At 53.6% G+C, this 24475-nt stretch carries 18 protein-coding genes; 4 read left to right on the top strand and 14 right to left on the bottom strand.

Going from position 1 to position 24475, the window contains the following annotated elements:
* Positions 1 to 629 precede the first annotated feature (629 nt).
* Entirely contained in the window at positions 630 to 1526 is an 897-nt protein-coding gene (locus RC85_RS01215; RefSeq protein WP_068258053.1) for an NAD(P)H-hydrate dehydratase, read from the bottom strand.
* Between the two features lie 6 nt (positions 1527 to 1532).
* Complete coding sequence (gene larB, locus RC85_RS01210; protein WP_084422249.1) at positions 1533 to 2381, bottom strand: nickel pincer cofactor biosynthesis protein LarB; 849 nt, start codon at positions 2379 to 2381, stop codon at positions 1533 to 1535.
* 90 nt (positions 2382 to 2471) lie between these two features.
* Between larB and RC85_RS01205 the strand changes: the two genes are divergently transcribed.
* On the top strand, positions 2472 to 3689 hold the full coding sequence (locus RC85_RS01205) for an argininosuccinate synthase (protein ID WP_068258052.1): 1218 nt from the start codon (positions 2472 to 2474) through the stop codon (positions 3687 to 3689).
* Positions 3690 to 3873: 184 nt separating this feature from the next.
* Here the strand turns inward: RC85_RS01205 and RC85_RS01200 are convergent, their stop codons facing one another.
* Positions 3874 to 4785 (bottom strand): DUF1559 family PulG-like putative transporter, encoded by a 912-nt coding sequence (locus RC85_RS01200; RefSeq protein ID WP_068258051.1) that lies wholly within the window; start codon positions 4783 to 4785, stop codon positions 3874 to 3876.
* 106 nt (positions 4786 to 4891) lie between these two features.
* Between RC85_RS01200 and dtd the strand changes: the two genes are divergently transcribed.
* Positions 4892 to 5329 carry a D-aminoacyl-tRNA deacylase gene (gene dtd, locus RC85_RS01195; RefSeq protein ID WP_068258050.1) on the top strand — a complete coding sequence of 146 codons (438 nt, stop codon included), beginning with the start codon at positions 4892 to 4894 and terminating at the stop codon, positions 5327 to 5329.
* A 455-nt stretch (positions 5330 to 5784) separates the two neighbouring features.
* Here dtd and RC85_RS01190 read toward each other — a convergent pair whose 3' ends face one another.
* On the bottom strand, positions 5785 to 6486 hold the full coding sequence (locus tag RC85_RS01190; RefSeq protein ID WP_068258049.1) for a metal-dependent hydrolase: 702 nt from the start codon (positions 6484 to 6486) through the stop codon (positions 5785 to 5787).
* Between the two features lie 385 nt (positions 6487 to 6871).
* On the opposite strand from RC85_RS01190, the gene RC85_RS01185 reads away from it, so the two are divergent.
* Positions 6872 to 7549: a CvpA family protein gene (locus tag RC85_RS01185; protein ID WP_084422263.1), complete on the top strand. Its 678-nt coding sequence runs from the start codon at positions 6872 to 6874 to the stop codon at positions 7547 to 7549.
* Positions 7550 to 7810: 261 nt separating this feature from the next.
* On the opposite strand, the gene RC85_RS01180 is transcribed toward RC85_RS01185, so the two are convergent.
* The 7 genes from RC85_RS01180 to flhA all read right to left on the bottom strand — a co-directional run bounded on the left by RC85_RS01180 (position 7811) and on the right by flhA (position 16114).
* On the bottom strand, positions 7811 to 8779 hold the full coding sequence (locus RC85_RS01180) for an acetyl-CoA carboxylase carboxyltransferase subunit alpha (RefSeq protein ID WP_068258048.1): 969 nt from the start codon (positions 8777 to 8779) through the stop codon (positions 7811 to 7813).
* A gap of 183 nt (positions 8780 to 8962) precedes the next feature.
* Entirely contained in the window at positions 8963 to 9883 is a 921-nt protein-coding gene (locus RC85_RS01175; protein WP_068258047.1) for a serine/threonine-protein kinase, read from the bottom strand.
* A 117-nt stretch (positions 9884 to 10000) separates the two neighbouring features.
* Positions 10001 to 11164 (bottom strand): glycosyltransferase family 4 protein, encoded by a 1164-nt coding sequence (locus RC85_RS01170; protein WP_068258046.1) that lies wholly within the window; start codon positions 11162 to 11164, stop codon positions 10001 to 10003.
* A gap of 283 nt (positions 11165 to 11447) precedes the next feature.
* A complete protein-coding gene (locus RC85_RS01165) occupies positions 11448 to 12266 on the bottom strand; it encodes a FliA/WhiG family RNA polymerase sigma factor (protein ID WP_068258118.1) in 819 nt (272 codons plus the stop codon).
* Positions 12267 to 12352: 86 nt separating this feature from the next.
* Positions 12353 to 12658 (bottom strand): hypothetical protein, encoded by a 306-nt coding sequence (locus tag RC85_RS01160; RefSeq protein ID WP_157593855.1) that lies wholly within the window; start codon positions 12656 to 12658, stop codon positions 12353 to 12355.
* A gap of 160 nt (positions 12659 to 12818) precedes the next feature.
* Entirely contained in the window at positions 12819 to 13985 is a 1167-nt protein-coding gene (flhF, locus tag RC85_RS01155; protein ID WP_068258044.1) for a flagellar biosynthesis GTPase FlhF, read from the bottom strand.
* Between the two features lie 71 nt (positions 13986 to 14056).
* On the bottom strand, positions 14057 to 16114 hold the full coding sequence (gene flhA / locus RC85_RS01150) for a flagellar biosynthesis protein FlhA (protein WP_068258117.1): 2058 nt from the start codon (positions 16112 to 16114) through the stop codon (positions 14057 to 14059).
* 399 nt (positions 16115 to 16513) lie between these two features.
* Here flhA and RC85_RS01145 point away from each other — a divergent pair, with 399 nt between their 5' ends.
* Complete coding sequence (locus RC85_RS01145) at positions 16514 to 21547, top strand: hypothetical protein (protein ID WP_068258043.1); 5034 nt, start codon at positions 16514 to 16516, stop codon at positions 21545 to 21547.
* 53 nt (positions 21548 to 21600) lie between these two features.
* Here RC85_RS01145 and RC85_RS01140 read toward each other — a convergent pair whose 3' ends face one another.
* The 3 genes from RC85_RS01140 to RC85_RS01130 all read right to left on the bottom strand — a co-directional run bounded on the left by RC85_RS01140 (position 21601) and on the right by RC85_RS01130 (position 24087).
* Positions 21601 to 22272, bottom strand: coding sequence for a nuclear transport factor 2 family protein (locus RC85_RS01140; RefSeq protein WP_068258042.1), 672 nt, complete (start codon positions 22270 to 22272; stop codon positions 21601 to 21603).
* A 21-nt stretch (positions 22273 to 22293) separates the two neighbouring features.
* Positions 22294 to 22944, bottom strand: coding sequence for a nuclear transport factor 2 family protein (locus RC85_RS01135; protein WP_068258041.1), 651 nt, complete (start codon positions 22942 to 22944; stop codon positions 22294 to 22296).
* Positions 22945 to 23274: 330 nt separating this feature from the next.
* Positions 23275 to 24087: a helix-turn-helix transcriptional regulator gene (locus tag RC85_RS01130; RefSeq protein WP_068258040.1), complete on the bottom strand. Its 813-nt coding sequence runs from the start codon at positions 24085 to 24087 to the stop codon at positions 23275 to 23277.
* Positions 24088 to 24475: the final 388 nt, after the last annotated feature.

Raw genomic sequence — 24475 nt, 5'->3', positions numbered from 1 at the left:
AACGCACCGATCGCAATGCGATACAGCGGAAACTGTTCAGTGGAAAAGTGGATTCCAGAGCAAAAGGACGACAGTTCAGCAACCTACTGAGCTTCTGTTGATACCGGGAACCGGATCGAACATCAGTCAGCGTTTTCGCTGGTAAGTAGCTGGCATCGTTCCGCAAGGAATGATTCGATAAGCAAAGTGGATAAGGTCGATGGACTGAACCATCGATAAATTTGACGTTACAAGATCAATCCGAGTTTCGTAAAGACCATTTCCGCCAAAAACGCTGCAAAACACAACTGGATCCGCGAGGAGTAAACCATTTGGATTCAAAGAAGTATCATGCAAACTCAAAAAAAGACGATGGCAAATCGTACCGATATTTCAGATATTTCTGCCGCAGCTTTTGATGTGTGTTTTGCAACCATTAACGGTATCGGCAGATGGTCAAGTGTTTGAGCAAAAAATCATCAAATACCATCCTGATTTTCCATGTTTTGCCGACTCAAACGCGTTTTGGCAAGGAGTGGGTAAGTTGTAACAGGGCGACTCTTAGGATTTGACCGTAACCAAACCCTCAAGCTGGGGCGTTTAAGTTTACGGATCAGGTAATCTGCAGGGCATTCGCAGCCAGAATCACGCTACGGGGGACTGGATTGCTGGAAAGCGCTGCTTAGTGAGGAAATGATCTCCATTGCCGTCATGCTGATCTCGCCACACTGGGTTGCAGCGATGTCGCCGGCCAAGCCGTGAACCCAAACGCCTTGGCAACTGGCTTCCCAGGGCGAGAGACCCTGACCAAGCAAACTGGTGATCACACCGGTCAAAACGTCGCCGCTGCCGCCGGTCGCCATTCCCGGATTTCCCGTCTCGTTGACGTACGTTTGCTGACCATCGACCACGACCGTCGGTCCGCCCTTAACCACAATTGTCGCCGCGGTTTCCTTGGCGAATTTGCTGGCCGCGGCGATCTGGGCGTCGCGTTGACCGCTCGAAACACCCGTCAGCCGCTGAAGTTCGCCAGGATGCGGGGTCAGGACGACTCGGTTGAGCCGAACTTGATTTGAGTCTTCCTTCGCTGCCAAGCAATTGATCGCGTCCGCGTCCAACACCATCGGGCGGCCAGCGGAATCGATCAGGTCTTCGACAATCTGCTTCGCCCCCGGACCAGTTGTCATGCCCGGACCGACGGCGATCGCGTCAACCGATTCCAACTTTGGCAACAACTCCGACGCCGCGTTCGATCCAAAGCAGCCACCACCATCGTCACTGATCGGGATGGTCATCATCGCCGGGTGAAACGAAGCAACGGTCTCCAAGCACGGATCCGGAACGGCGACCGACACCAAACCGCTGCCGGATTTCATTGCCGCAATCGCCGACATCGCAATCGATCCCGCCATGCCTCGCGAACCGCCGATCAGAAGGACTCGACCGAACGTTCCTTTGTGTGCGTCGGCGTCACGCGAGGGAATTGGAAAAGGTGGCTGTGAATTCGGCTGTGAATTTGTCTGTGAAATTGGCAGGGCAGGGGACATCGCGTTTCACTGCTGTTGAGATTGTTGTTGCTGAGTGTCTCGGTCTTGGGATTGCTGGCGAACCACCAATCCGGCCATGTATGCTCCTTTGAATCCGGCATCAATGTTGACGACCGCCACACCGGCGGCGCAAGACGTCAACATTCCCAACAGCGCCGTCACGCCGCCCAGGTTCGCGCCGTAACCGACACTGGTGGGAACGGCAATGATTGGCGCAGAAATATGCCCGGCAACCACCGATGGCAACGCACCTTCCATTCCCGCAACGACCACCAAGGCCGACGCTTCGCGAAGCCGGGGAACCGCGGCGACCAATCGCTGCGGCCCGGCCACCCCAATGTCGCTGTAAGATCGAACCGGGATTCCCATCCAGCCCAAGGTTTCAATCGCCTCTTCCGCGATCCCTTGATCAGTGCTGCCCGCGGTAACAACGGCAACATGAACCCGATGCGACTGGTCATCAATCGGCGGATCAATTTCCTGCGTTGCAATCCTTAGCGTCTTGGCCAGCGGATTGGCCCGGCAGTGGTCAAAATGCCGCGACACTTCTTCGGCAACCTCGTCGGTGATTCGAGTCACCAGTGATTGTTGGCCCTGATCGAGCTGGGCACGGACAATTTGAATGATCAAATCCGCCGATTTCCCCTCGCCATAGATTGCTTCGCCAAATCCACAACGAGCTTGCCGCCCCAGATCCACCACAGCGTTGTCAATCCGCTTGGTCTGTTCGGGATCGCTGGTCTGTCCGGGATCACTGGGCAGCGTCGATTCACGGGGCAGGGCAGGGCGGTCGTCGTTGCGGGAGTCGCTACGGGAGTCGCTACTAGAATTTTTGCCGCGGGAGTTGTCGTTCAAGTTCGGGCACCTTGCATTGAGAGAGAATCGGATTCAAATGGTGGCTCAGTTAACCACCTTTATACCTCCTTCGATGTGGACTTTCCTCTGATGACCAAAAGCTGTGTTCTCGCGTATTCCGGCGGACTCGATACCTCGGTCATTCTTGGTTGGTTGCAAGACCAAGGCTACGAATGCCACTGCGTCTATGTCGATTTGGGACAGCCCTGCGAAGATCGGCAAGCGATCATGCAGAAGGCAAAAGATTGTGGTGCCGCCTCGTCTCACCTGATCGATGTCCAAGAAGAACTGTGCAAAGATTTTGCGTTCCCCGTGCTGGCTTGGCAAGCCAAGTACGAACAGATCTATCTGCTGGGCACCTCGATCGCCCGCCCGCTGATCAGCAAAAAGTGCCTTCAAATCGCTCGCGAAGTCGGCGCGACCGCCTACGCTCACGGTGCAACAGGGAAGGGCAATGACCAATGCCGATTCCAATTGGCTGCCGAAGCACTGGACCCCAAGGTTGAAATGATCGCTCCTTGGCGGATCAAAGAATTCCGCGAAGCGTTCCCCGGACGTACGGAACTGATCGCCTATTGCAAAGACAAAAACATCGAAGTCAAAGCGTCAACGGCCAAACCCTACAGCAGCGACGAAAACGTTCTGCACATCAGCTACGAAGCCGGTCAGTTGGAAGAGCTTGATGTCAACGGCGTCGAAACCGTGGACTTCGGAATGGGTGTCAGCCCACAAGACGCACCCGACAAAGTAGAAAACGTCACCATCGGTTTTGAATCCGGTGTGCCGGTTTCACTCAATGGAAAAACCGTCAGCGCTTTGGAAATGGTCAAAGGCCTTAACGACATCGGCGGACGCAACGGAGTCGGCCGAATCGACATGGTCGAAAATCGTTTCGTCGGCATGAAGAGCCGTGGTGTTTACGAAGCACCCGGCATGACAATCCTTTACGACGCGTTGATGTACATCGAACAACTAACGATGGACCGCGACTTGATGCACCTGCGTGATCGCATGGCCCCCGAAGTTGCTGAAATGGTTTACTACGGTTTCTGGTACACGCCCAAGATGGATGCGTTGATGGCGTTCATTCGCGAAGCCCAAAAACCATGCACCGGCGAAGTCACGTTACAACTCTATAAGGGCAACATCATGGTAGATGCCCGCTCGAGCCCCAACAGCTTGTACGACGCAGAGATCGCAACGATGGAAGGCGGCGGTTCGTACAACCAAGACGACGCCGAAGGCTTCCTGCGAATCCACGGCTTGCCATCTCGGGTGCAAGGCGTCGTCGCGCCGCGAACCTACTAGTGGCTTGTCTCAGCTAAGAATTAGGGTGTGCCGTAGTGGATCTTGTTAAAGATCCTCTCGCGATAGGATCTTTAACAAGATCCACTACCCTAAAATTAAGCTGTGACAGACCACTAGAGCGTTTTGATCATTGATGTTTAACCGCGTGCCCGAGTGCCCATCGGGCCGCGTGTTCAACACCTTCTCAATCGAGCGTATCGTCTCTTAGTCGTTCGCCGCCGGTGGGTGTGACCAGCGACAAGAAATCGGCCGGAGCGATCTCGTCGCGGATGAAGTGACCGCGGCCGTCCACCGTTGCCGCCGCTACGCCGCCTTCCAATAACCCGCCTGGTTCGCTGCCGGGGTTGCCAGCCAACCGGCCGGTCATCATCGAAAAGGGCAAGTCAACCGGTTCAGCCCAAGACATCGGCGGCGTGACTGGCGATCCTTCGACCACCAACAACGTTTGCGTCACATCATCGGTCACGTCATTCGGCGACAGCGGTCCGGTGGGCGGAAACAATGTGCCTGTTCCCGTGATCAAGAAGTAAGCTGGTCCCGATCCAAATCCGTTATTGGTCGAACTGGGATGTTGATAGACCAGAGGCGCGGAATACTGCATCACCATCGCGTTCTCGGCATGATCCCACGGCAGTCGCAGGTTGATGCGATCGTACAGATCTTCTTCGCCCAAATACGGCAACAACAGAACTCGCCAAGAGTGCAGGGGAGTGCCGTTGGAATTGACGGTCATCGGTGCGGGGTAGGTACCATGGTCGGCAGCATAAGCGTTCATCGCTGCCGCAATTTTTTCCAGATTGCGCATCGATGTGGTTTGCTCGCGACTGTTCGACAACGTCGCCATTGTTTGACCGCCAAAACGAATGATCGCAAAAAGCAGGCTGCCCAGAATCAACGAACACACCGCAGTCGCAGCAAGCACGCTGATCAGTTTTGAATCACGCCGCGCGGGTTTTGACTTTGTCTTGGTGGCACTCGCGAAACGCGGCAGCGTGATTTCGCCACCACAAGAAACGCACTGGCCTTGTTTGCCGCTGTACTGGTCGTCAACTTGTGTTTTCGTTTCGCAGTGCGGACAAGTGAAAAGGAATGGCATGCCGTTGGACGCTACTTGGCGTTTGCTGCGAGGTTGTGGAGACAGAGGAGGGCAGGGGAGTCTGTTTGGTTGGACGTCCTAATTTTAACCTTTATTGAGTTTGCAGATGAGAGTGGTGATTCAAAGAGTCAAATCGGCCAGTGTCAGCGTACACGATGAAGTCGTTGGCAACATCGATCAAGGGCTGCTAGTCCTGATCGGCGTCGGGCACGATGACACCGAAGCGGAGGCGAAATGGTTGGCCGACAAGACCGCAGTGCTCAGGATCTTTGCGGACGATCAAGGCAAGATGAATCTGAACGTGGAAGAAATCAAAGGTGCGGTCTTGGTCGTCAGTCAATTCACGCTGCTGGGTGATTGCCGCAAAGGCAGACGCCCAGCATTCACCGACGCCGCCGAGCCTGGCCGAGCCAACGAACTGTATCTGCATTACGCCGAGTGTTTGCGTGATCGGGGCATCCCGGTCCAGCAAGGAATCTTCGCCGCCGACATGCAAGTCAGTCTCGTCAACGATGGCCCCGTCACGCTAATCCTTGACCGCTAATTTCGTTCACCATTCACCGCCCCTGCGTGGAACGTCGCATGAGTTACTGCAAGTTAGGCGTCAGGCCCGAAGGCTCGGCAACCCGGTGCCGGGTGCGCGATGGCCTGTCGATTAAAGTGAGCCGCGACGCGTGAGCGGCCGGGCCTACCGCACTGCCCGAGGCAGAGAAAAAAGGGAGATTCAACGCCGACATCCGGGGATTTACATTCCCGGCAGAGGGCTTCCTTCCAACGCCGTGAAGGGTTCCAAAATCGTTTAACCGCGTGGGCATCGCCCCGCGCGTTGTGCGGCCGCGAACGCGCGGGGCGATGCCCACGCGGTTAAACGAACTAACACGTTTTTTTCCGGGACCAAAACTCTTCACGGCAAAGGGCTTCCGTCCCTCCCGGGACTATTCGGCTCAACCTCTCCCAAAGGCAGAAGTGAAACGCAGTAGAACAACAACCAGACCAAACTCAGCGCCAAGGCCTAGGTTCGGGCTGCGCCAGGTAGGTGCGTTCCAACCGAGTGCGGTCTCGAATGCGATCGACAACTTCATGGTCGCCCATCGAAAAGTACAACAACCCACCAAACATCGCCCAGACCATCGTGTTCGCCAATGCACTGTTGCCAAAGAACTTCAGCGCTGTCCCAAATGACTTCTTCAATCGAAAACCACCCGCAACGTCGATCGACCAAATCTCGTCCATCGTCAAGTGAACAATGAAGCCAAGCACGACGGCCAAGCTCTTGTAAACGCGAACCGATTCCGTCGGACAAGGCATCACCAAGTAAGCGATCAAGCCAGCCGATGCCGCCGCAGGGATACTGTGCCACATGCCGCGGTGGACGGTGAAGCGTTTAAAGAATTCGACGCCAACAAATCGAATCCCGATGTAGACGATCATTGCCGCCAGTGCCATCGATTCATGCGACAGTCCTAGATCACGAAAGCGATCGATCATTAACATCGGAGCGATCGCAGCAACAAACATGCTGGTCTCGCGAAGCGGGATTCCCGAGTCGCTGTCCAAGTCCGGCAACATGCCACTGACCGCGCATAAGCCACCCGCCAGCATTCCGCTTTCGATCGACATCGATTGCTCGGCCACGCCCCAATATCCATAGGCGATGCCGACGATCGTGCTACCGGTAATGTGTGATTTGAAGTCCGCCATCGACGGTCGGAAATCGGGCTAGGGCAGGGGAGTTGAAAATTTCCTGTGTGCTCGCTTATTGCTAGCAAGCCAAAGTCAGAAAAGAAAACGCGCAAGGCACCCTTCTCTTCATACGAGCATTTTCAGTTCAAAAGCCATCCCGAATCCGACTCATTATTCTTCGACCACTGACTGCCGCCAAATTTTTTTGACAACAATTTTTTTGTCGAACTCGTCGTGCAGATCGGGTGGAGGATTTAGATGAAAAAACATTGTCAAAAAAAGGAGGTGCTTGGTCGCCCCTTTCCTTTTTCGGGTGTGGTCTGAATCGATCTTCGCTGGACCAGCGCAAGTTGCTAAAAGCGTCTTCGTAGGATTTCGTTCACCCATTTTCGGTTTTGTTTCGATGCAGATTTACGACATCATCATGATCGTTGTTTTGGTCGGTGCCATGCTGTTCGGCGCGGCCAAAGGCTTCGCTTGGCAACTCGCGTCGATCGCATCCATCGTCGTCAGCTATTTTGTTGCCTTGAAGTTCCGCGAACCATTCAGCCGATCGATCGCACTGGACCCGCCACTGAACCGATTGCTAGCAATGCTGATTCTGTATGTTGCGACGGCTTTGCTGGTTTGGGTCGCTTTCCGGATGGTCAGCAAGTCGATCGATCGATTGCGGCTGAAAGAGTTCGACCGACACATCGGAGCGATTTTCGGTCTGATCAAAGGCGGACTGTACTGCGTGCTGTTGACACTGTTCGCGGTCACGTTGGCGGGTGAACAAATTCGCGAAACCGTCGTCAGCAGCAAAAGCGGTCATTACATCGCTGATGTCTTGGACCGCAGCGAATCGGTCATCCCGCCCGAAATTCACGAATTCGTCGGTCCGTACCTCCGACGTTTCGAGCAGCAATTCAACCAACCCGCAGGCGGCGGATTGGTCAGTCCATCGGCAGCCCAGTTCGCGACCGAAGCCCGGCAACAAATCCAAAGCTGGACACCCGAATCCGCCGCGTCGCAGAGCTGGGTTCCGCAGCAAGCCCAGCAACCCAACACACAGCAACAGGGCGGAAGTTTCCAGCGGTAGTGAAAGTAGCACGACGGTCTACGCAGTGAATCGGTGGAGACCATCGGTTGATTGCAAAAAAGCCCCAAACACAGGGTTTTACGCACCTCTAATACAACATAAGAGGCATTATCGGACGTTGTGGGGCGGTCGCGAAATGCCCTGTTTTGGCTCCCCATTCACGATCCTTCCGTAGCTGGACCGGCCACGGTTCAGGACCGAACAAGACCGACTGAAACAGTTCGACTGAACCCTGGCGGGATCAGCTACGGCGGTTGTCGGCTACGCCACCGGCTCTTCTAAAAACACACCGATGCGACGGAACTTTTCGTATCGCTCGTTCAGCAGTTCGTCGGTCGGTTTGACTTCCAATTCTGACAACGTCCGCGACAGATACGACTTCAACCGCGACGCCATTTGGTGATGATCGCGATGAGCACCGCCCAGGGGTTCTTCCAGCACGTCATCGACAACGCCAAAGCGTTTTAGGTTGTCGCTGGTAAATCGAAGCGCTGCGGCGGCCTTGGGGGCGTGTTCGTGACTTTTCCACAAAATGCCCGCACATCCTTCGGGGCTGATCACGCTGTAATAGGAATGCTGAAGCATCGCAACACGATCGCCAACGCCGATACCCAACGCACCGCCTGATCCGCCTTCACCAATCACAACACAGATAATCGGAGTTTTCAGCTCACTCATCTTGAACATGCTTTCGGCGATCACCTGAGCCTGACCGCGTTCCTCGGCACCGATTCCGGGATAAGCACCCGGCGTGTCGATGAAGCAAATCAGCGGCAAGCCATACTTTTCGGCCAGTCGCATTTTGCTCATCGCTTTGCGATATCCCTCGGGATGAGCACACCCGAAATGGCATGCGGCGCGTTCTTTGTAAGTGCGACCTTTCTGGTGCCCGATGACCATCACTTTAAAGCGATCCAGCTTTGCAAACCCGGCCAGCATCGCTCGATCGTCGCCAAAGAATTTGTCGCCGTGCAGTTCGACAAATTCATCGAAAGCCAGGTTCAAATAATCGCGTGTGTAAGGTCGATTTTTATGCCGCGCCACTTGCACAGTTTGCCACGCATCCAACGATCCATAAGCTTCGCGAAGTTGCTTGACCAATTCCAATCGCAAGGTGCGGATTTCGTTGTCACTTGAATCAGTGCGATCGGTTTGTCGTTCCAACACCGCGATCTTTGTTTCCAGTTCCGCGATGTCGTTTTCAAATTCCAGTCCAGGTCCGCCGCTCATTGGTTTATCTCTGATGTATTCGTTGGTTTTGTTAGGTGTGCTGTGTGTCTCGAATTCTTTAAGAACAGAATCCCAACCCAAATGCGTAAGCGAGGGATTACCAGGTCAAACAAGATCCACCGCTTAAGCGTTCGGGTTGGGAAATCGGGAAGTTGTTTTGGGGCAGTTCCTCATGCCAAAGATCTAAGACGGTTCGCCTTTACGAACCATGTCATCTGCGCCGCGAACTCCGGGCATGCTATCGAACACGCTGATCTCTGGCATTTTTGGAATCTTCTTGAAAATCTCGATGCCACGAAACACTTTCAAGAATTCCCACATCGATTCGGGACGACTGTCGGGCTTCTTCGCCATCATGCTTTTAACCAAGTCCGCGAATTCACGACTGACATTGCTGTTGTGAACAATGGGACTTGGGATCGATGCAGTGATGTGTTTGTTCAAAAGATCGTTGGGCGTGTTGCCAGTAAACGGCGGCTTGCCGGTACACAATTCATACAACACGCATCCAAACGAATAGATATCCGTTCGCTCGTCACAAACCTTTCGGCGGATCTGTTCAGGAGCCATGTAGCTGCGAGTGCCTTGAGCCATCTTGGGGCGATGGAAAAATTTGCTAAGCCCAGACTTCTTCTTTTCTGAAATTGTAAAGTCGATCAGCTTCACTACCCCGTCGCGGCTGACCAAAAAATTGTCAGGCTTGATGTCCAAGTGAATCCAATTCTTGGTGTGCATGTAGTACAAACCTTCGGCGGCTTGTTCAACAATTTTACCGAGCATGAAGGCAAGCGATTCAGGGCCGCGGCGAAGCGCCTGTTTCATATTCAGTTCGCTAAACAGTTCCATCACCAAGTACGGCCGACCGTCTTCGCGGTACTCCAAGACCTTGATCACGCGAGGACTGGCCAGGTCTTTGGCGATGTTGTATTCGTGTTTCAGCAACGCGATTTCGGCCTTGTCGTTCTTGATGTTCTCTCGCAGAACCTTCAGCGCGAACCGCTCTTGGCTGTTCTCTTCGATCGCTTCCCAGACTTCGGACGTGGTTCCTTGGCGGATCAAACGGGCGAGCCGATACGGGCCTAGGAAATCGCGTGATTTTGACATATTGAATTTCGACGGAACGAATTTCGATGGGACTGTAAGGAATCAAAATAGTGGGGCCGTTGGACCGCCAGTATTCCTTTACTATTCGACATCATCCGCAGCCGTTTCACCACCGGGTCAAACCGCGGATTTTGCCACCACTTCCTCGTAAACCTGCCTGATTCGCCGAGTCATGGTCTGGTGACGGAACTGGTCCGTAAATCGCAACTGCCCTTCCCTGCCCATCCGATGCCTCATTTCAGCGTCGCCAACCAGGGTCGAGATCGATTTCGCCAAATCATCGGTATCGCCGGGTGCCACCAGGAATCCAGTTTCCCCGGGGATCGCAACCTCTCGCGCACCATCGACGTCATAGCTAATGACCGGGCGGCCGGCGATCAAAGCCTGCGGCAAGGCTCGGGCGAGGCCTTCGCGATAGGACGTATGAACCAACGCATCCATCGCTCCGATTAGTGGCGGGACTTCCGACGGCGGAACCAACCCAGTGAAAACGAAATGATCCGATAGCCCCAGTTCGCCAATCCGCTGCTGCAACGACTCTTTCAAGATCCCATCACCCACCAGCAGAAACCGCACGTTGGGCTCGATCGCAATCACGTCCGCAGCAGCAGTGACCAGGTCCGCATGCCCCTTCAAGTGAAACAGGCGAGCGATCTTCCCAACCACAATGTGCTGATCGGTGAATCCATACTTGGCACGAATGTTTTCACGATGCTTCGTTGCATCAACAAACGGCTGGACATCCATGCCGCTAGAAATCGTGATGAATTTTTCGCGTGGCGCAACGCTTGCCTCCACCATCAAGTCAGTCATCGCATCGGCAACACTGATCATTCGGTGGCATCGCTTGGCCGCCCACTTTTCACAGCGACGAAAGAACTCGCGTGCTGCGAAGTTCTGATACGGATGAAACGGTGCGCCGTGAACGGAATGAATCACAGCCGGAACTTTCTCGCCCCACGCAACATAGCGGCCAATCAATCCAGCCTTGGCGCTATGAGTGTGAACGACGTCGGGCTGGAACTCGCGAAGCACTCGCCGGATGTCGCGAGCCGCCGCAATGTCGCGAAGCTGAATCGCTCGCTGAAGCGAATCCAGATACCGAATCGGTAACTCCCCTGCCCTCCCCTGGCTCAACAAGTCTCCCTCGGGTCCGGTCGATGTGCCGGTAATCAGGATGACGTCGTCGCCGTAATCCCGCATCAAGTCCAAGCAATTCAGCAGCGTGTTTTCCTGCGCACCGCCAATGATCATTCGTGTAATGATATGAGCGACGCGCACGGATGAATTAGCCTGTAGAGAATAAAAGACGTGTCGTTTAACCGCGTGGGCATCGCCCCGCGCGTCCATGCGGGGCACAACACGCGGGGCGATGCCCAACGCCGTAAAGGGTTTCTAAATCGTTTAACCGCGTGGGCATCGCCCCGCGCGTTCGGGTCCAGCATAACGCGCGGGGCGTTGCCCACGCGGCTAAACGAATGCTCTCCCAACATAATCAAAAAACGGCAGCCTGGTGATTCCAGGCTGCCGTCTTGATGTTTTTTTGGGAGAACGAGTTCCGTGCCTAAGCACCAAACTCAATACGTCGGTAGCCAAGCTGTGACTGCAAACGATTGACGATCGAGGTGTGCATTTGGCTGACACGCGATTCGGAAAGATCCAAAGTCGCCCCAATTTCCTTCATCGTCAATTCTTCGTAGTAATAAAGAATGATGATCAGGCGTTCGTTTCGATTCAAACCTTTGGTGACCAGACGCATCAGGTCATTTTTCTGAACGCGAATCGTTGGGTCTTCGCCCTTCTTGTCTTCCAAGATGTCGATCTCGCGAACATCTTTGTAGCTGTCCGTTTCGTACCATTTCTTGTTCAGCGAAACGACACCGACTGCGTTGGCGTCGGATTGCATTTTTTCAATTTCCGAAACCGCCAATTCCATGTGCTCGGACAGTTCGACCACCGTGGGTGCTCGGCCGAACTTTGTTTCAAGAGCTTTCTTAGCCGCAGCCAACTTGCTCGCCTTGCTGCGAACCAAACGTGGAACCCAATCCATCGTTCGCAATTCGTCTAGCATCGCACCACGGATACGCGGAACGCAGTAGGTTTCAAACTTGACGCCTCGTTCCATGTCATACGCGTCGATCGCGTCCATCAATCCAAAGATTCCGGCACTGATCAAATCGTCCAGCTCGACACCGTCGGGCAAGCGTTGCCAGATACGATCGCCGTTGTAGCGAACCAGCGGCATGTAGCGTTCGACCAACGTGTTTCGGAGGTCTTCGTAATCAGGCGAATCCTTGGTGATCTTTTTAAAATCGTTCCAAACTTGCAGGATTACGTCGTCTTTTGTGGCAGTGGCAGCCATTCTATCCTCCGTGATAGGTATCTGTTTCACAGCGTCCTGCTGTGAGCTTTCTAGCCGAACACCGCGGGTGGTGATCGGGCAAGAAATCAATGGTTAAGTTTTCGTTGCTAAGCCGCTTCGCGATTCTCAGGCGGTTGGCCTGGATCGCTAGTCGAATCAACTGCCGGATCCAAACCCAGTTGGACAAGTTCCTTGCGGTACCAATCCATTCGAGCTCGGAAGTTTTGCTCAAGCGAATCCCGAACTAAGTAGTCCGCGATCCACCCGGCGACATATCCAACAACAGCAAAGATCAACATGGCCACGATGGCTTCCGCCGTGACCACCTCGATGGGCTCGCCACCGGCAGCTCCTCGCAAGACCACAAGGGCCATGGCGAGTGCGCTGAGCGATGCGGCAAGGCTTCGAGGCAACGTCGTTTTCTCTGTGTTGAAAGTGTCAAGCGATTCTGTTCAATGCGTCGAGTTGTCTTGCAAAATAATTTTGGCTCAAGCCGTTTTCGTTGGATGCAAGATCCCTCACTATCTGTATCGGATTTCCGATGCGTTGGGCTTTAGCCTAAGTTGCAATCTTTTAAGCAGCTTCGGCCTGAGAAAGTTGCATCCGCGGAGGTAACAACCGGGACAACAGCGCTGATGCGTCAGCGATTGCGATGTCATCGGGGACTTGTTGTCCGTCGGTGGTGTAGCTGAGTGCGATCCCTGAATTTGTTTCTGTCGCCACAATCGCTGACAACACACCGGCCAAGTGCGGCGTCTCGTCTAGCTTGGTGACAATGGCCGAAGTCGGGCGAACCGGTGCGAATCCGCGAATCGTTTGTTCGATTGATGCAACTGAGGATGTGCCGCTGAGCACCAAATGAGTTTCGTCGGGTTGAGCACTTCTTAGCAGTTCAACTAACTGTTCGATCCGCGCGTCGCTGGTTGGACTTCGTCCCGCCGTGTCAATCAAGACTAAATCAACATCGCCAAGCCGTCCAAGAGCCGGACGCATCTGTTCAGGTTTCTCGACGACTTCCATGGGCAAGTCCATGATGTCGGCGTAAGCGCGTAATTGTTGAACCGCTGCGATTCGGAATGTGTCAATCGTTAGCAGGCCGACCCTTCGACGCGCTTCCAATCGGAAACCCGCCGCCAACTTGGCAACCGTCGTCGTCTTGCCGACACCGGTCGGTCCGACCAAGGCAACGATCCGCCGATCGCCGGGCTGTGTTCGGATCGGGCTGCCAATGCGAAGCTCGCGACCCACACTGCGCTGCAAATGTTCTAACCAGGGAATCGATGATCCCAATGAATCACCGGACGTCTCACCTAAGCTGGCAGCAAAACTGACCGTGCCCATGATCCAACGCTCCGCGACAGCGCGAAGCACGCCTTGGGAAAGCAGTTCATCAAAGTAGGAACGAAGCGGCGCGGGAAGGTTTTCCTCGAAAGACGCTTGGGTTTGCAAACTTGGCTGCAGCGAGTCTGAGCCTTGGGAAACCACGTTGAAACGTGACGCTGGACAACCGTGATCGTCACCTAGTTGGGGTGAATCAGAACCGCCCTGCCCTGCCCCGATTTCGTTGCCTTCGCCATCCTTCAAACCCGCAGTCACTTCGACGTACGTTCGCCCCAACCACCCCATCAATCCGTCGCGGACTTGGCGAGTATGAAGCACCGAAGCATCCGCTCCCATCTGGGATCGAATTTGCTCCAAAGCGTCTTGCAAGCTGTTGGCTCGGAAGGTGCGAATGTGCATGGGTAGATGTAAAGGTTAGAGGGATGGAGTGCTTCAAAGGTCAGCGATAGTCTTCGTCAGTGGTTTGACGATCAATCAACGTCGCTAACGACTCCGTAGGATTCAATTTTTGTATCTTGCGTGATCTCGTTGTAGGACAGCACTCGCAATCGAGGCATCGATGCGGCTGTCATCTGACGAAGACCTGGTCGAATCCGAGGACTGACCAAAATAACGGGCGGACGGCCCGCCGTAATTAACTTCTTAACTGCTTCTTGAATTCGATTGCAAGTCGTGTCGATCGCTGCAGGACTCATTCTGACAAAAAGTCCTCGTTCACCATGCTCGATCCCAGCCGCAATGCGATCTTCCATCGCCGGGTCAAGAGCAATCACGTGCAAACGGTCTTGTTCATCGCGATAACGCGAACTAATCGTACGAGCCAGACGGTGACGAACGTATTCGCACAACCAAATCGGATCCTTCGTCTTGCCCGCGAAATCACCGAGCGTTTCCATGATGATGCCAAGCTGGCGAATCGGAATGTCCTCGCGAAGCAACATGTGCAGAACACTTTGCACCTCGCTGACCTTCATCAATCCAGGCACCAGTTCCTCAACCACCGTCGGCAACGTTTCTTTCAGTTCGTCAATCAAGTGTTTGGTTGCGTCTCGTGAAAGTAATTCGTCCGCGTGACGACGGGAAATTTCTTGCAAGTGAGTCGCCAGCACCGCGCCCGGATCCACGGTCGTGTATCCATAGATTGCTGCCTGTTCACGCCGAAGCGGATCGATCCAAACCGCCGGTTCGCCGAACGTTGGGTCGCGAGTCGGTTCGCCTTCAATCACGCCCGTTGTGTTTCCACCATCGATCGCCAACAAGCGACCGGGAAACACGGATGACCTGGCGATCGGGTTTCCGCCGATTCTTATTTCATATTCAAATTCACCCAAGCTCATTTCGTCCCGCACCCGCACCTTGGGCAAGATGATACCGATATCGGTCGCGATCGCATTTCGCACGCCCGTAATCCGCTGCATCAAATCGCCGCCACGCGACGGATCAGCAAGGCTTAACAGCCCCAACCCAATCGACATTTCCATCGGATCAACAGCAAGGAAGTCCTCGACACGCTTCTCTGCGGGCACCGCGGCGGCGGTCGCTTCGGCTTCTGCTTTGTTGGCATCATTGACAACGTTCTGTGCGGTCTGACGATTCATCACCACCGCCAACCCAATGCAACCGATTCCCAAGGTCGCCATTGGAATCGTGGGCAGATTCGTCACGATCAACAGCAGCAAGAATCCACCCGCGACCATCAACGCACGCGGATTACCAAGCAACTGTTGCAAAAACTGTTCGGGAAGATTCGCTTTCTTGGCACTTCGCGTGACCAACAAACCCGCGGCCAACGAGATCAACAACGCTGGCACTTGGCTGACCAATCCATCACCAATCGTCAACTTGGTAAACAGTGCCGCCGCGTCCGTGATACTCATCCCAGCCTGAACGACGCCGATGTAAAGACCACCCATCACGTTGACAATCGTAATCACGATGCCCGCGACCGCGTCGCCGCGGACAAACTTACTGGCACCATCCATCGCCCCGTAAAAATCTGCTTGGCTGGAAATTTCTTCGCGGCGCGATTGAGCTTGTTTCTCGTCGATCAGTCCCGCATTCAAATCAGCATCGATCGCCATCTGACGACCTGGCATTCCATCCAACGCAAATCTGGCTGCGACTTCACTAATCCTCGTCGCACCCTTGGTAATCACAATGAACTGAATCAACACGATGATCACAAAGATGATCACCCCGACTTCGACGCGGTCACCGGCAACGAATTCACCAAAGCCCTGGATCACTCCACCGGCCGCTTCCATTCCTCGTTCATCTGCGCCGGTCAGAATCAACCGAGTGGTGGCGACGTTCAGCACCAATCGAGCGAGCGTGGTGGCAAGTAGCAGCGAAGGAAAGACGCTGAATTCCAGCGGTGTCGAAACGTAAACCGTCGTCAGCAGAACAATGACGCCCACGGTGATATTGCCAGCCAGCAACAAATCCATCACCAGCGGTGGCAGCGGCATCAAAATGACCACCAAACACCCAATGATGCCAAGCGGCAACACCAAGTCACGGTAGCGCATCAATAACTGCATCGGTGGTCCTTCACGTCCGTGTGAAAATATTAACGTCGTTTTCACGACATTAGCTAAAGTTCGAGCGTTCGGTCCATAGCGAAGCGTAAAACAGTCAGGATCGTGTTTCACGCAGCGTATTGACAGCGAGATGCGATTGCCGGAACTGCGTCGAAGACTCCTTGTTCCGGCCTACGTTGCGACGCACAGAGGTAGGCCGGTAACAAAGCCGCTTCGGCGCAGTTCCGGCAGTTGCGAAGGTTTTGTCGTATTGCCGGAACTGCGTCGAAGACTCCTTGTTCCGGCCTACATTGCGACGCTGCTGGATATTGGACGACTGGTTTTGGCGTAGAATAGAACGACAGTCGCCCAGAAACCGTTCGCCGATCCAAAAAACGAGTCAAACGAATGCTTGGCCGATCAACGCTCTTCTTGATTTTCAGCTTTACTGTAATCTCGCTGGCCCATTGCCAATCCAGCAACCCTAAGATCCGCGAAGCGATCGAAGCATTGACTTCGGACCGGTACAAGGATCGCGAGCAAGCGTCGGACGATCTTTGGCAGATGGGGTTGAAAACGGAAGCTGCGCTGAAACGGCTCGCCGAAGGTGCTGATGCGGAAGCCCGCATTCGAGCACGGAGAATCCTCCGCGACTTTCGCTACGGGGTTCTTCCCGACACGCCGCCTTCGGTGCGGGCAAAGATCATTGCTTTCCGCGACGGAGACCCCGCCAAGCAAGCCGAAGCGTTTGGCGATCTTTGTGCCGATGGATCCACTGAGGTTTTGGAACGATTGATTTCGCTGCAACCCAACAGCGAACAGCGTCAAAGATGGATTCGAGTGATGTTTCGCGGAGGAGTCATTGTCAAACATTATGATGATGTCGCCAAAGTCGACGCACTACTCGATCGAACAGGTGACAACCAATCGAAACAATGGCGTGTCCAAACTCGTGCCATCGTTCTCTTCTCGCCAAGCTTTCTGGTAACGCTCAACAAAGCCAGCAAACTCGATACGCTGAAAACGATCGTTGCCGAGACATCGGTCGGCCAACGCGATCTCTATCTCGACGCGATGATCAACGGCAATGGCTCGTTACAAACGCTAGTCCAGATTGCTGGAACAGAATTCGTTTTTGGAATGCTGGACCAATCCAACACGCAACCGCTGCGAGATCGTGCCGTGTTGCGATTGGCATCCAATCAAGCGGTAATGAAAGTAATTGTCGAAGTCGATGGCTTTTCGGCGTTCGCAAGCCGAATCAAAACACTTGGCTCGCCGGGCGTCATCCCCACGGCGATCGCATCGGCTCTGCGACAAACATCCGTCATCGCAGCGATTCATCAGCAAACCGGTTGGGACGGTTTGATTGCCGCAGCCGATCATGTGAACGATCCTAAACTTCGTGCGACAGTGATGGGACGCATTTTGTCCGATCCGGTTGCGCTGCAGAGTCTTCAAACAAAAGATCAATGGTCGAAAATTGTCGGCTACGCCAAGTCTCAACCCACAGGAGAGATCCAGGACGCATATTTAATGGCGTTGATGCAGTCCAAGCTGTTTTCAAATCAATCAGACGATGCCGAGTACCAAGCGTATTTCGAGGTTTGGGAAATGGCGGCTACCTCCAGCAACGCTGCCCTACAACGACTCGCCATTGCACGCATTGCCAACCCGCCGAGCTTTGCAAGGCTGATCGAAGACGATCAAAGATTATCAAAACTAATCGTCGTCTTGGAATCGCTCGACAACAACACCGTTGGCTTGGTGTCGACATCGATTTTTGGTCAGTACAAAAACATTCAACTGATTCGGCAAACGAACAAAATTGATCGCTTCGTTCGGATCATTTGCAGGATGAAGCAAAGTCGGCAAACCCATATTCTCCACCGTCTTTTCCAAGCACAGGATCGGAACGATCCGTTCGACGCAGCCATCAATTTGCGGATCGTGCTCAAACAACTCGATGGCCCTGATCGGATCGATTTCTTAGTCGCGATGGCGAATACCCCGTTGTTGCGAATGTCCAAAAATCAGAACCTTGCAACGCTCGTGTTCGAGGGGATTATCGAATCATCGATTGATGAAGCCGACAGAACCCTCGCCGTGTTTAGCAATGGCGGACCATTGATGAAACGGCTCGCTGAATCCGCCGAGCACCGCGATTGGGTCAGTGATCGAATTCCGTTCGCTTCCCCCGACGTCTCCACCAAGATCGGCGAAACGCTCGTCCAGAACCGCTTGTTTGCTTTGCATTTAAACGAATCTCTGCTGGACCGTTTACTAAAGGAGTCCAGTGAGGCATCGCCAGAATTAGCCGAACGCTTACTTCGTGCTTTGTTTCGATCGACAACGGTCACCGAACTACTTGGGAAATCAGATCGCACCAAGTGGTTCATCACGTCGATTGAATCGCTAGGCAGCGAGGATGCCAAGGCGACCGCTGCTGAATCGTTGTTCAGCAACTACCGTGCGATGCGAGAACTGATTCAAGACGCCCGTTTTGATGATCTGCTCGCAATCGCCAGAAGTCACACAAACGAACGACGCCGATCACAAGTGCTCGGCAAATTCATGGCGGATGCTAGGGTGATTGAACACTTGATGCGCAGCAAAGAACGAGCACTCCTTTTCTCGTTCGCGAATCCGCAGTGGTCGCTCCAGCAGCGAGCCGAGTTTGCAAACCAAGTCGTTGGTCGCCACGCAGCAGCCCAAGCGATTGTCCAGGCTGGTAAGTTCGATGCGTTGCTAGATCTTGTCGATGAACTTGTCGCTCAACCCGGCGTTCAAGGTGACGTTCAACGTGACGTCGCCCCGCTGGTCGCGAACATGATGGGGATGAGCCCATTGGTAGATCAGCTTGTCAAGAAAGACCGATTCTTCGGCTTGGTCGATCTTGCACAATTCGATCTGCCGGAGCATCGTTCACACCTTCAAAGGCTGGTCAACAACAAAGCCGTAATCTCCGAATTTGCAAAGAAAGACCGACTGCCCGAGTTGATCGGTTGGCTGACCACAAACCCAAAACAAGGTCGTTCTTTCCGCAACCACGCGCTGTTCAGCTCAACACACTTGGTCGAAGCGTTGGCCGCAAAGAAGCAACTTGATTTGCTTTATGACATCGTTCGCCACGAGCCCGATCTGCGTTGGCGACATCGATTGCTCGAATCATTGGTGTCAAACTCGCAGAGTGTTCTGGTGCTGGTCAAGCACGACCAGTTGACGCCGATTTCTGAATTGATTGTCCGCTACGCCGAACCGTCCAAGGAAGGAACGATCTGGGGTCGAGTGCTTAATAACCGAGTGATTGATCATTTACTAAAAGAGAAACGCGGTGATGAATTGTGGCGTGTGGTGGACCGAAGACTGGACCTGAAAACGCGGAAAACAATCGTCACTCGGCTTTTCAATGATTCATCAATGGTCAAGCAGCTTGTCGAATCGGGATATCAACAACGTCTGTTTGATTGGGTCAACGATCCGAACTTCATGAGCTCCCAGCAACGGCACCAAATTGTCTCGAAGCTCTATTTGAATCGGCTTTCCGCGATTGAGTGGATTAAGGCCGGGAAGCTCGATCCATGGTTGCGTATCGCGATTGACTGTCCGCCTAGCGAACTCAGGAGTTTTCTGAGCAGCGTCTCGGTTATCAATCCTGAATTATTTACCGATCCCAAATTTGTTGAAGGCTTCGAGAAGCTGGTCCTGCAACAACCCGAAAACCAGCAACGATGGTTGTTCACCCAGGCACTCAACCAGGCCAAGCTGCGTTGGACGATGTTGGGCAGCGGACAATCGCACAAGCTGATGCACTGGATCAAACTGGCCGGTGATCCCCCTGGGGCGATGGCCGATTTCTTGTTTTCCAGTAGTGGCAAAGTTGCGTTTGCGATCCATGAAAATCGCATCGACGATGCACGGCAAATACTCCGCCAAAACGCGGACGTCGATGGTGCGTCAGTACATCTTGCTAGTTTTTATCAACAACTTGGCGATCTGGATTTGCGGATAGAAGAACTAAAGCAAACAGAAACGCTTGAACCGCACCAGCAGCGCAACTTGATTGATTTCCTGAGAGCCAGCGGTCGCTCTGGCGAAGCCGCTCGGAAGGCGATTGAGTTTGAAAAGCTGGATCTCGTCACCGATTTGTTTGCCGAAGCACGGAACTGGAAAGAAGCAGCAGCTTGGCAGAAGAAGGCGATTGATCTTGATCAAAGACGAGCAACGGAAACCGTCGATGACTTGAGTCTGCTCGCAATTTTTCAATGGTATGACGAAGACAAAGACGGGTTCTCCCAAACCCTTTCCGACATGCAAACGCTCTGCGACGAACTGGACAACAGACGTGCGAGTGAAGCCTTGGCGTTGACACTGATTCGCTGCGATCAACCAACCAAGGGATTCAAGTTGCTGATGACAGTGAACCCGTTTTTAGCATTGCAATTGCGGATCGCCCGTGGTCAGTACGACGAAGCGATCAACGAGCTGGATTTCGATGAGATGGACATTGAAACTTGGTTGGAAACATTCCCAACACCCAATCAGAAGTCGGCATCGAAGTGGTCGCGAATTGAACTCGGCACGCTAGCCGCGGAACTGCACGTCGGTGCGGGAAAGACAGAACTGGCAATGCGAATCTACGAAATCCTCCGCCAACGCGCCAGGGCCGCGTCGTCGAGCAACGCGAAAAAGAAGTACCGCATGCATGTGGCACAATCACTTTGGCGTAGCGGCCAGACCGAAACATTCCTTCGTTCGATGATCGAGCTAGGACGAGAACCCAGAAAGTTAAAAGACAATCTGTTTGAAGTGCTGCAATTGGATAAGTCACTCGCCAGCGAGATGCGTCACTGGTGGAACAGGATCGAATATCGAATCACGAAACAACGTCGCGACGCTGGCCAGCGGTACCCGATGAAAAAGCGATGGACTGATGAAGAAGCATTCGCTGCACTGAATCTCTTTGAAGATATCCTGAACCTAGACAGCACGCTTTGCTTTGGCGGCAGAACGTGGACCCCAGCTCAATTCGTAGAAGACATCAAAGCTTCCCAGCGATCAACCAACGTCGATGCCTATTGTCTGCCCTTTTTACGTCGGCATGGTCTTTACGATGACGTTCCAGTTCACAGCAAATTGATCACGGTCGTCGCATATCAAGACCGCGTCTCGCGAGCGATCCAGCTTGCGACGCCACCCTTCCCACCGATCGCCAAGACTGAAATCCATTCGTCACGCAAATTAGCATGGCCAGCACAGCAAGCCTGGCGAGACTTAACTCGCAAGGCTTACGAGCTAGAACAAAACGAATCGATTCGCAAAGAATTGCAACAGGACCTGACGTGGGCCTGCATCGCCAAAAGAATCGAAGAATACCCATCGATCACATCAGGCCAACGCTACCAAGACGTGTCGATCACCAGTGCTAAACCACCGAATTAGCAGGCCGATGATGTCGTCTCTTCCGCAGTGGCCGCGGAATCCTGCCACTACGGTCACTCAGCCGGTGACATGTCTGTATCGGCTTGCTGATCCGCTGAGATATCGGCGTGGATTTTTCGGAGCAAATCGTAATCCGCCACCGTGATCCGATGAGCGATTTTGTCGCCGCGAAACTCAATCTCATGCACGTGTCTCGTCGTGTAGGCTCTTCCCGAGGGAACATGCGTGATCGTGGCATTGGTTCGCTGGAACACATGGTTTCCGGAGACGTCGATTTGAAGCGTGCTTTGGTCGATTTCAGAAATTTGGAACTGCGGAAAGAGGTTGGTAAGAAACACTCGCAATTCTTCGAGTCCCTGGCTGTTTTTCGCATCGGGAAAATCCTCGGTGCCAGGAAGTACCATCACCGTGTCCTCCGTGTGCATGGACACAATGGCATCGATATCGCAGCGTAGCCATGCGTCATTCCACTGGTGAACTAGTGCAATTAATTGCTCTGGCGTCAGCACATTCAACTGGTCGTCAATTGAGATAGATTGATGAGCTATGCCCAACGCATCGGCGATTGCAACGAGCACACTTAGGTCAACACGTTGTTTTTTTGTCTCGGCTTTGCGAATCGTCTTCACATCAAGATCAGCACGCGACGCCAAATCCTCTTGAGTCATCGCTTGTGCTTTTCGCAATGACCGAATTTGAACTCCGTTGGCTAGAATTCCTCGCATATTCTCTGCGTCATCCTGTGCTTAGGGTTTGGTGGATTGGGTATACTCGTGCTCTTTGATGATCTGTCGAAGCTCACCATAGTCAGCAACGGAAACGCGGCGGCTAATCTTATCTTCACGAAACTCGAACTCGTGGACGTGACAGGCCGTGTAACTTCGTCCGGCGGGAATGTATTCAATGGATGCCGTCATCCGTAAGAATACGAACCGTTCAGCCGCATAGGAGTGAGTCAGTTTTTGTTGCAATTCAATCAGGCGAAAACTCTTAAAAAATACGACGGCGTGGTTGAGCAGTTGATCGATGCCGTTGCAGTTCGCAGGCGTGAACAAGTCCTCTGCCCCCGGCATTTCCAGTACAGAATCTTGGGTGTGTAGAGACAGAAACCCCTCGACGTCGCTGGCAGCGAAATGATGGATCCACTGGTCCATTCGCTGCAGAAGATGCCCATGATGATCGACGTTGCGGTCTGGAATCGTTAACTGAGAAACAGTCGTCTCAAAAGCCGAAGCGATCGCTGCGATCACTCGCAAGTCCAACCGATTTGTACCCTGTTCCGCTTTGCGAATGGTCTTAACGTTGCATTGAGCGATCCCCGCTACTTCTTCTTGCGTCATCGACGCAGCGGACCGAGCGAGGCGGATCTTCTCACCATCTGGATGGACTCCCCTCACAGATACAACCTCGATCTCAATACGTTTGGGTGGATGGAAAGCCCCGCTGACGCGATTTTAAGGATAAGGGATTCCATCGACTCGTGTCAGGATGCAGCCCCAGACAGCAACGCCGTGAAGGGTTTCTGGACTGTTTAACCGCGTGGGCATCGCCCCGCGCGTCCATGCGGGGCGAAACGCGCGGGGCGATGCCCACGCGGTTAAACGAACTAACCCGTTTTTTCCGAGGCCAAAACACTTCACGGCGTTGCCCAGACAGGCAGCCACTAAAACGCCAAAGCATCGTCAAACGTAGGAAGGTTGACGGCATCTTCCCGGTATCTTTCCGGTTTAGCGACCTCGCAGAAAGATCGCGGCTAATTCGCCGGCCGAGTTCACATGAAAGTGCTCGTAGATTTGCTTCATGTGATCGCCAACCGTATCAACGCTGATTTCTAATCGGCTGGCAATCTGTTTTCGCGACAGTCCGTTGAACTGCATTATCAACACCATTCGCTGACGGGTCGTCAACGCTACGCTGGATTGCGCAGGACACACGACCTCCAGCGTTGTCCCGAACCATGGAATGCTACGCATCGCCAAGTCGATCAACTGTCGGTCGGCAGGTTGAAAGGGAGCCAAACCAGCTTGGCGTAAAAAGAAAACCCCAGACCAAGTTTCCGAAGACTCGTATTGAAAACTGTGCAACCACTCGTCATAGCCACCCTCAATCAAATTCGCGTACATCCGCGTCGTTTTCCATTGCTGATCATCATACAAATCTGTCCGTAAGTCAGTGCCCCGCGCGGCCACCTTCCATTTTTCGGTAATCGGACGACGAAACTCTTCGAACATTTTGGGATCAAGTCCCATGTTAATGATCGCCGCCGACTGGGATGCCGTCACGCCCACCTCGACCGTGGCGATCGCGGCGATCGATTCCGCGGAATCATTGGCAACGCCCCAAGCCCATGCAGCCGACGTCGCATCGATCAATTCAACCAACAGCGTGAGAGTTTTGGATCGACACTCCCCGACGTCGAGTCGCATCTCTCCGATTCGGGCGACACCAGCGATCAAGCGACCGACCTTATCCAACGCCAGATCCGAATCCATTTCCGACTCGATTTCCGACGTGTTTCGTTGAGATATATCTTCGATCATGATCCGGACGCTTGGGCTTTGATGACGGACGATGATCGCCTGACGGATTTACAAACTACACGATTGAGACGCTAGTCGCGCGTATCGGCTTGCGCGTAGGCGTCAGGAATATGCCAACCGTTCCCGCCAGGTTCGATCCCCGGATTCGGGGATGGAGACGAGAATTTCCCCACGTTAGCTTTTAGGGTCCGTCTCGTTTTTACCGGTTTGCCCAGGAGTCAGGAGTGTTATCGCCCCAGCCGAGAGGAAATTCTCCCTAAGTTCACTTTAACTTTCCTGGAGGTCCAAACAGCCAAAAGGTAGTTTGCGTGGCGACTCTCAGCACAGTCAGTAGCGACCTCCAGAATACGACCCATTCGTTCGTAGTTCGACTCAAATTGCGTTTCAG

This window comes from Rubripirellula obstinata, from assembly GCF_001642955.1.
Taxonomy (GTDB): domain Bacteria; phylum Planctomycetota; class Planctomycetia; order Pirellulales; family Pirellulaceae; genus Rubripirellula; species Rubripirellula obstinata.
Note: the sequence above shows the minus strand (reverse complement) of the source record. Positions and strands in the feature narration are given on the sequence as shown.

Excerpts from the sequence above, each read along its gene's own strand:
- RC85_RS01180 (WP_068258048.1), bottom strand. The coding sequence starts at position 8,779 with ATGAGCGGCGGACCTGGACTGGAATTTGAAAACGACATCGCGGAACTG.
- RC85_RS01185 (WP_084422263.1), top strand. The coding sequence starts at position 6,872 with ATGCAGATTTACGACATCATCATGATCGTTGTTTTGGTCGGTGCCATG.
- RC85_RS01145 (WP_068258043.1), top strand. The coding sequence starts at position 16,514 with ATGCTTGGCCGATCAACGCTCTTCTTGATTTTCAGCTTTACTGTAATC.
- flhA (WP_068258117.1), bottom strand. The coding sequence starts at position 16,114 with ATGCGCTACCGTGACTTGGTGTTGCCGCTTGGCATCATTGGGTGTTTG.
- RC85_RS01140 (WP_068258042.1), bottom strand. The coding sequence starts at position 22,272 with ATGCGAGGAATTCTAGCCAACGGAGTTCAAATTCGGTCATTGCGAAAA.
- RC85_RS01200 (WP_068258051.1), bottom strand. The coding sequence starts at position 4,785 with ATGCCATTCCTTTTCACTTGTCCGCACTGCGAAACGAAAACACAAGTT.
- RC85_RS01130 (WP_068258040.1), bottom strand. The coding sequence starts at position 24,087 with ATGATCGAAGATATATCTCAACGAAACACGTCGGAAATCGAGTCGGAA.
- RC85_RS01190 (WP_068258049.1), bottom strand. The coding sequence starts at position 6,486 with ATGGCGGACTTCAAATCACACATTACCGGTAGCACGATCGTCGGCATC.
- RC85_RS01175 (WP_068258047.1), bottom strand. The coding sequence starts at position 9,883 with ATGTCAAAATCACGCGATTTCCTAGGCCCGTATCGGCTCGCCCGTTTG.
- flhF (WP_068258044.1), bottom strand. The coding sequence starts at position 13,985 with ATGCACATTCGCACCTTCCGAGCCAACAGCTTGCAAGACGCTTTGGAG.
- RC85_RS01205 (WP_068258052.1), top strand. The coding sequence starts at position 2,472 with ATGACCAAAAGCTGTGTTCTCGCGTATTCCGGCGGACTCGATACCTCG.
- RC85_RS01215 (WP_068258053.1), bottom strand. The coding sequence starts at position 1,526 with ATGTCCCCTGCCCTGCCAATTTCACAGACAAATTCACAGCCGAATTCA.
- dtd (WP_068258050.1), top strand. The coding sequence starts at position 4,892 with ATGAGAGTGGTGATTCAAAGAGTCAAATCGGCCAGTGTCAGCGTACAC.